The organism is Sphingomonas sp. CFBP 13706, assembly GCF_014842355.1.
Classification (GTDB): domain Bacteria; phylum Pseudomonadota; class Alphaproteobacteria; order Sphingomonadales; family Sphingomonadaceae; genus Sphingomonas; species Sphingomonas aerolata.
Map to the genome: position 1 here is coordinate 1 of NZ_JACYVM010000050.1, position 1,659 is coordinate 1,659.

Below are 1,659 nucleotides of genomic sequence, written 5' to 3' on the forward strand. Positions count from 1 at the left end.
CCGCCGACACTACTGCAAGCCCGACTTTTTCAACACAATCAGGCGTTAGCGGTCATTCGACGCAATCGGCTCCGGAACGTCTCGAATTGGTGGAATTCGGACGTTTCCTGTAGATCTGCGATATGGTCACTAGCTTCATGAGATTACCTCTAATCCTGCGCCTCACCGGTGGCTGGATCCTTGCGTGGATTACCAATGCGCTTCTCGCACCTGTGGCGGCGAACTTTCTCGAGATGCTTGGCCTCTTGATATCAGTAATGGTTGGCTGCGTGCTGCTGTTAGCGGCGGTCGGCATTGTGTTCGAAGGTGTGGTTCGATCCTGGCAAATGCGAAGTGGTAAGGCGCTGGTTGCGCAAGCAGTCGTTCCGGCGATCGTTATCGCCCTAGGCGTTCTCTTTCTTACCCATCCGGCGGCGGAGCTTTCGTGGCAAAGTCTGCATGGCGCGAGAGATGTCCCAATCTGGACATGGCCCTACCGACCTTAAGGTACGCTTAGGGGCGTGAGCGGGCGTCAAACGCCAAGCCATTCAAGGCCACCAGGAAGTTCGTCAGCAGAAAAATCGATTTGGAGGACGCGCCGATGCGCCGGACGGCTCGCGGCTTCGGAAGCGTGGAGGATTGGCGTTGCATAGAGCCATAAGTCGCCAGCATCAGCCGTACAGACCCGTGTGCCGCATTTGCTAACCACTTGCTCGATGACATCGACAGGAACACGCCCTTCGGCATGCGAACCGGGCGCAATTAGAAGCGGGGCATTGGTCGCGGGAACATCGTCAAGGTGGGCTCGCAGAGTGACCATGCGCGTGAGTAAATCAAAGGGCGGCGCGACGTGCTGCATGCCGCCCTTGATGGTCCAAGGGCCAAAGCCATCCATATCAATCCGCCGCTGCACGCAAATGGTACGGTCTTGATGCCAAGCCAGTGACCAGTTCGTCTCGGCAGTTTTGTCGAAGAAGATTGCTCTCACCGGGCGGCATCTTTGACCCAGCACATTCGCTGCGATCGAGCCGATTGCTCCACCGCAGGCGAGAAACGGACGGAGGGCTTCAATGCCGCGGATGCGAATACCGGCTTGCTCCGACGGCAGGTGTGCAAGCGCCGCTCGTAAATCGGCCAAGCTGCCGGCTAAAGCGCCCGCAAATAGCTCCGCGCCGTGATCAGAGAACGTAAGGCGGGACTGATCGTGCATCATCACGGCGTCAGCTAAGCCTAAGCGGTGGGCCTTCGCAATGTCTGCTGTTGGGCGGAAGCGGAATGGCCGGAATTGGTGGAAAGCGGACGGGCTGCTACTCTTTTAGGTAACGAACCTTCGCGCCGCCCGGCACGACAGATGCGACACGGGAAGCTAGGTTCTCTCCCTCGGCATTCAGTCGGGCGATGGCGCTCGAAGTCTCGGTATCTGCACGCACCGCCTCGCCCATTCTCTCGTTCCACGAGAGCAAATCTGATAGGAGCTCAGGGGGAAGGCTCACGGGCATATCAGGACCGCGTAGTTCATTCTCGGCCCCCAGAGGGCGATCACCGGCGGGGTCGCAGCTCAACACCAAATACATCATGTCGCACTCTTATCGCTTGATAAGCCGTTTGGCCACGTCCGCTTGTGGGCGATTGTGTTGAAAAAGTCGGGCTTGCAGTAGTGTCGGCGGTCTGATTCAATCT

General features: G+C 58.2%; 2 protein-coding genes. One reads left to right on the forward strand and one right to left on the reverse strand.

From position 1 onward, the window contains the following. Positions 1-122 precede the first annotated feature (122 nt). A complete protein-coding gene (locus IFS44_RS21560) occupies positions 123-485 on the forward strand; it encodes a hypothetical protein (protein ID WP_192100180.1) in 363 nt (120 codons plus the stop codon). Between the two features lie 26 nt (positions 486-511). Here IFS44_RS21560 and IFS44_RS21565 read toward each other — a convergent pair whose 3' ends face one another. Beyond that, complete coding sequence (locus IFS44_RS21565; protein ID WP_056680665.1) at positions 512-1,192, reverse strand: phytanoyl-CoA dioxygenase family protein; 681 nt, start codon at positions 1,190-1,192, stop codon at positions 512-514. Positions 1,193-1,659: the final 467 nt, after the last annotated feature.

What these genes read in the sequence shown, in the direction of transcription:
- IFS44_RS21560 (WP_192100180.1), top strand. Translation starts at nt 123, where the DNA reads ATGGTCACTAGCTTCATGAGATTACCTCTAATCCTGCGCCTCACCGGT.
- IFS44_RS21565 (WP_056680665.1), bottom strand. Translation starts at nt 1,192, where the DNA reads ATGATGCACGATCAGTCCCGCCTTACGTTCTCTGATCACGGCGCGGAG.